Raw genomic sequence first — 6,322 nt, 5'->3', positions numbered from 1 at the left:
TTGACACACAAAAATAACTGGCAAGTTCCATACTGCTGCTAAGTTCAATGACTCATGGAAAGCTCCGATATTTGAGGCTCCATCACCAAAGCTCGCTACGGATACACGAGATTCTCCTCTTACCTGTGAGGCAAGTGCTAACCCAGTAGCAATTGGTAAGCTAGCCCCGACGATTCCAGTGGTCACCATGCACCCCTTCTTCGGATAAGTAAGATGCATTGGCCCACCTTTACCTTTACAAGTTCCGGTAACTTTTCCCGCGAGTTCGGCCCAAAGTAATTTAGGTGGAAGTCCTTTAGCGAGCATGTCATGCATGCCACGGTAAATCGTCACTAAATAATCGTCGTCCGTTAAAGATTCACTTAGCGCAGCAGGAATACACTCCTGACCGCGAGCAGAATAATATGGCATCTGCAACCTCCCCGCTTTCAAGGAGGAAATTATTCGATCATCATTACCCTTTATAAGAGTCATTTTCTTATAAATCGATAAAAATGTTTTTTTATCTAAATCCATATCCATTATTTCCATATATAGAGTAGAGAACTAATTAGCAACCCAACGCAACCCGAAATACCAAAGCGTAACGCATCATGTAGAATAAATTAACACGGAAATATATTTCCATTTAAAAAATTATGCTTACCCTCACAAACTTCAACAATTACCTTCACTCTTAATATTGACCAAATATACTACCCTATATAGTTAAAAACACATCTAAAACCAAACTATAGAATAATATAGGTTTTATATAAAAATTATATTAACAGAGAAGAACACATCGAATTACCGAAAAGTATGCAAGCACCCACCTACTTACAATCCTAATTTTATCGCCAAAAAACAATCACAGAAAAACCCTAACAGAATATTATATTTTTAATCACACTTATTACAAAAAAACAAATTATCACAAACAATTTATAACCCATAAAATCAAAAAATATTATTATATATTTTAAATATCACACATAAACTAATTAATTAAAAATCATAAAATATTAATATTTTTGTTGTATTCTTATCACTATACACACTAAACCCTAACTCGAGAATTGCACATCCCGAACCCGTGAGTTGCGATTACTGCACTTAACAATCACAATCAATACCGCGAAACTCCCAACCTATAATCTAAAATTACTGATTACCTCAATTTTAATATATGAAAACCCCTGAGGCTTAATTATATTAATACACTGCTGCCCAGTGAACTTTCATATGAGCTTCAGCTGATTAATATTAGTTAGCCTGCCACTACTTAAGAGGGCTCTCAGCTCACGCTTATCAAACAGATTAAGCTACAGCAGTCGAAATATCTTCTGCATACTTTTGTACACTGACTAAAATTCGAGAAGCAGGTAAGCGCACATGGCTATCCATATTCTTGTTATTACCGCATTCTTGCTGATGCCTTCATATGATTTGATTTTCAATTTTTTATCCACTTGAAGAACAACTCGACATGCCACCGAGCCTTGCAGATATCGACAATCGTCTTGGCGGCCAGCTTGAAATTGCTTTTTAAAAACCAAATTTTTTGCTCGTCTCCGCGCCTTATAGCCTTCCTGCCGCAATAGAACAGGTCGTTTTTAGAGACTTGAGGATCTGTGGGCTCTACCGCTTGTTCACACGTTATGCCTTTTTTTCAACACGGAGCGACGGTCACTAACACGGTATGCTCCATTGCATTTAAGCAGAGAGATGGAAAAAACATCCGCTTCCGGCAATTACTTAAATCATGTACTATCACTGTATACTTCATCAATGAGAACCATGCTCCCTTTAGGGATATTGAGCAGGCGACCCACAGTCACATCGCGACCCCTCTTCTCCGCGCAAGTAAAAACTCCGTTAAATAACTGCGGCGCGAAAATCAGCCTAAGGAGACGCAGGCAACGCTTCCTAAAAGGCGTAGGTAGGCAGGGTTTATCTTCATTGATGCGACAGGTTAGGTCGCAATAGTTTGATGCATCCCAATTGGTCATGATCTGTGCGCCTATCATTGCCAAGCGAGTCCTTGTGACGAATACCCGCCAGTACATGCGGCTCTATCGAGAATTCAATTTCGGAATGGCGGACCTGCGCTATACCGGCTGGGTTATTATTAATCCCTGAAGGTGTGTCTGAATAAGCCATATCAGTGCCCCCCCATGGCGCTCGACTCAGCGCCAAACCCTAATAGCAGATTCGCGTTTCCAGCTATAGCGGTATTATTTGGACACATTATTGCGTTAGCAAGAATTGCCAAAAGAAGTAGGCACAAGCGAACCGTTTTATCTTCCATTATTCGAGCACTCCACACTCAGACGGATTTGAATCCTCGCCACAAAAAACCTGTACGAACAGGCTAAATAAAAAGCGGGGAACTTAGCAAAAAGAGGTATGTGCAGCAGAATGCCAGTGCCACGCCCACCTGACGGCAAAGCAGTCTGGGTTACGAGAGCTTTAGCTCAGCCCTCAATTGACAGACACTGGCAAAAAGCTAAACGCCTGAGCAGCGACACCTTAACGTAGCCGCCAGGTCACTCGCGCACCAGCGTTGAAAACGGTATCTGCGGATTCGTATCGCCCAGAAAAATTGGGATTCTCATTAGCACTTACTTTTCTAACGTCTTGGGTAGCAAGACCAAACGTAAAGCCTACCATTAAATCGCTGTATTCGATTTCGTATCCAAGCATAAGCATTTTATTGTCATTATCAAACATATTGGGCCGCACAGCACTGTCGTCAATCATGGCTCGGCCCTGGGTATAACCCGCTCTTAGCCACGAGCGTGGCAATATTCGGTACTCAAAAGCAATTCCCCAACGAGTGCGGTTGTGCGTTTTAGACATAAGAGGCCCATTCAAAGCCGGGAATTGTTTAGACTCAAACTCTCCCTCTTCAAAATCCTCATAATCCGTCCATCGCAGGTTGGCCATCAAACGAAAATCTTTAGACAGCCACCAAGCCAGCCCTGTCGCCAAATACTGGGGAGTAACAAAATCAACGGACACATCCTGTCGCGCAGACCCCACTTTACCATCGCCCTCCAGTTCGGCTTTGCCTTTGGATCGATACATCAAGCCGAATGACCAGTTTTCGATAGGCTCATACACCACACCGGCAGCATAAGAAAAACCAAAACCATCTGCATCAAAAGAGACTTCCCCCAGAGGCGAGGGAGATTTAGTTTTTTGGGACACATAGCTCGGCGCCAACTGCAGCCCAACTCTTATCCCGGGATGAACCTCCTTGCCGACATTTACCGCAAAATTGATTTGCGCTAACTTGCCTAGATACCCGTCGTGATTAATCGCAGGCTCACTAGGCAAATCAAACGCCGCGCCCACTGCGCCGTAGGCGCCCACACCCATCGACCAGCCCCAGCGCTCACCCAATCCATACCAAACATCTAGTGCGGCGTATGGCGTACTCCCCCTACCGTTATACCCCGTACTGGTGTTACTGTAATCTACCGTCAAGCTACCGGGTTGAATAGCTATAAGTGCTTGATTTTTTGCATCGCTAGCCACCCCTGCAGGATTGGTGATCAATGCACTTGAGCCATCGTCGGGAGCCGCAACATTCACGCCTGACAAATCTCCGCTTCGCCCCGAGCCATGTGGTGCAACTATCATCGAGCTTTGCACGTGATTAGCGATTATTAACATTACCACCAGCAACATTAGACGCCTATACAAGCATTTCATTCTTCACCTTTATTATTTAACTACTCGAATTAAGCCTCGTTATAAAATAAATATTAGTCGATCAAAATCGCTAATTTTACTTCGTTTTTATATTACTCACCGACGCCACCCCCTTACCCCTATTGAGCACGATTGGTAGCGAGCGCAATGTTTCAACCCAAGCATTTAATCTAACTACTGCCTACTGATAACATTCTTATTTTCCGATATTATTTTTATGACTATGGCTATAAATATCTATATCTAGCTAATGACTATTCTTGTTAGTGATGGCAATGCTGCAAGAGCTCTACTGTGCCTACCCACTAAATATTTACGATTTTAAGGCAATCGTGATGCTGTTACCAAAGTAAACCGAACCTAAATCTAGGTTGCGTGAAACCACAATTGGCTAAAACTGCCTTACAATTTATCAAGACTAGATATTCAACTTTATTGTACGATTTTAAACAATATTTTACGTTATTATTGAACTCAAAGAATGCTTATGGCCGCAACAAGCTTTGATCATATTAGTACTTAGGGAAGTAAATAATCAGACCAATTCACAAACTTGAATTTAATTATCCACCCCAGCGCTCGAGTTGTTAAGTGCGTATTTCTCATCTTTTGGTTGCATATTTTGTGCTAATCAGATTACTGAGCAAGCGCTGAACTGTATTAAACAGTTTTGTCTCATAAGGCTGCAGCGATAAAAAGCAAGCCAAACCCATTATCGATCGGTTGCATCATTGGCTGATCAGAAAACGGCAGCAGGTACCCGACGGCCAAAGGGATTCAGTGCAGTTTAACGCTGGGATGCGCTCATGTACCACCTTAATGACGGCGCCGTGGCCATAGACAATAACCGGGCCGAAAATCAAATACGGCCTTGGCAGCTTGGCCGGTCGGACTGGCTGCTTGCGGGTTCACGGCGCAGTGGTCAGTCCGCGAAGATTAATGATCTAAACCCACAGACCTAGCCAAAAGAGGTAATAGAAAGGTTACCGACGCAGCGGGCGCTGCCGCAAACATGAAGTATCATATAAATTAGAAACGGGCAATGATTTTTAGTTATGTGGTGGCTCCAGCCTACTGCCGCCACATAAGCTACCCTTGCCTCGACACACCATTTATTCAGTTATTCTGTGCTAGCAGAACATGCAAGAATACCTACAGGGGATCAACCAAGCCCCACATTATTCTTTTGCAGCACCTGCTCAGCGCGATAACTAGAGCGCACCATAACACCAGAAACCACTTCTAAAAACCCCTTCTCCAAACCTAATTGGCGGTAATTTTCAAACTCAGCAGGCGTTACATAGCGTGCGATAGGCAAGTGATTCACTGTTGGCTGTAGATACTGACCCAATGTCAGAATATCGACATTAGCTCTTAGCAAATCATCCATTGTCTCTAGGATTTCTTGGTCGGTTTCACCCAAACCAAGCATTAAGCTCGTTTTGCTTAATATTTCTGGCTTATAGCGTTTAGCATGCGCCAAAACATCGAGGGTTTGCTGATAGCCCGCTCGAGGATCACGCACTGGATGCGTTAAACGCCTTACCGTCTCAATATTCTGCGCAAACACTTCGATCCCAGAATCAACCACCGCTTCAACATCTGTTAATACCCCTTCAAAATCCGGGGTTAAGGCCTCAACAGCAGTATCGGGATTCAATTCTTTCACCCGTTTAACACAGGCAGCATAGTGAGCGGCACCACCGTCAGCCAAATCATCGCGATTGACCGATGTCAGCACCACGTATTTAAGCTTCATCAATTCGACTGATCGCGCCGTGCGCTCCGGCTCATCAGCGTCCAATGCCCCCTTGGGGTTACCCGTGTTCACTGCACAAAATCGACAAGCTCGTGTACACACATCGCCCATTAACATAATGGTTGCAGTACCCGCGCTCCAACACTCCTGCAAATTCGGGCACTTTGCCTCTTCACAAACCGTCGCAAGTCTATTTTCAGAGACAATGGACGCCACTTTTTTATAAGCATCGCCGCCCTGAACTTTAACCCGCAGCCAATCAGGTTTTGCTAGGCGGGCTTGGGTTTGATTTGTCGCCTTAATACCATCCTTAATCGCCCTTACGCCCCTCTCAGTGGTGAACTTTTCACCACTATAAATTCGTACAGACGGTATAATATCGCTATCTGACATCTAAATAACTCGCTATAAATAATACGCCGGACTATAAATGGAATTAACCTAGGCCATTCCAATGCTAGTATTTTAACATAGATAGCCACACCTAACCTGGATGCGCGACCGTAAACTCGCAACAGAGGTGGTTTGGCGCAAAGATTGACGGCCTCCCCGCAACTGCACGAGGTGTTTTATTGGAAGTATATAAACTTTCTGGCCTGCCGAGACACCCGACCCCCTTAGTAAAAAAACGTGAATTTTTATATATTTTTCAATGCCTTACCAATACCAAAAAATAACACAAAGAAATGTACGGGCATACAAAAGCCGCGACCTTTACCCCCCATGCTGATGTAATCCCCCCGAAAATCCGGAACAGTTATTAGTAGAAAATTCCACTAAACTGAAGGAAGGGAGTTTTCTATGCGAACATCAAGATACAGCGACAGCCAGATACTGGCGATTTTGAAACAGAATGAGAACGGT

Annotated in this window: 4 protein-coding genes and 1 pseudogene; 1 reads left to right on the top strand and 4 read right to left on the bottom strand. The window is 43.8% G+C overall.

Annotation, left to right across the window (positions count from 1 at the left end; genetic code table 11):
• From ABYP33_RS16770 to ABYP33_RS16760, 3 genes are all read right to left on the bottom strand, one after another.
• On the bottom strand, positions 1-516 hold a 516-nt coding region (locus ABYP33_RS16770; protein ID WP_373092294.1), incomplete at its 3' end, for a thiamine pyrophosphate-dependent dehydrogenase E1 component subunit alpha.
• A gap of 919 nt (positions 517-1,435) precedes the next feature.
• A complete protein-coding gene (locus ABYP33_RS16765) occupies positions 1,436-1,513 on the bottom strand; it encodes a transposase (protein WP_373092295.1) in 78 nt (25 codons plus the stop codon).
• Positions 1,514-2,511: 998 nt separating this feature from the next.
• Positions 2,512-3,579, bottom strand: coding sequence for an OmpP1/FadL family transporter (locus ABYP33_RS16760; protein WP_373092293.1), 1,068 nt, complete (start codon positions 3,577-3,579; stop codon positions 2,512-2,514).
• A 923-nt stretch (positions 3,580-4,502) separates the two neighbouring features.
• Between ABYP33_RS16760 and ABYP33_RS16755 the strand changes: the two are divergent.
• Positions 4,503-4,661: pseudogene (locus tag ABYP33_RS16755) on the top strand (transposase); the annotation flags it as partial.
• 200 nt (positions 4,662-4,861) lie between these two features.
• On the opposite strand, the gene lipA reads toward ABYP33_RS16755, so the two are convergent.
• Positions 4,862-5,851, bottom strand: coding sequence for a lipoyl synthase (lipA, locus tag ABYP33_RS16750; protein ID WP_373092292.1), 990 nt, complete (start codon positions 5,849-5,851; stop codon positions 4,862-4,864).
• Positions 5,852-6,322 lie beyond the last annotated feature (471 nt).

The organism is Zhongshania sp., assembly GCF_041584495.1.
GTDB lineage: Bacteria > Pseudomonadota > Gammaproteobacteria > Pseudomonadales > Spongiibacteraceae > Spongiibacter.
The sequence above is the reverse complement of the archived record's forward strand: the minus strand, read 5'-3'. Positions and strand labels throughout refer to the sequence as shown.

What these genes read in the sequence shown, in the direction of transcription:
- lipA (WP_373092292.1), bottom strand. Translation starts at nt 5,851, where the DNA reads ATGTCAGATAGCGATATTATACCGTCTGTACGAATTTATAGTGGTGAA.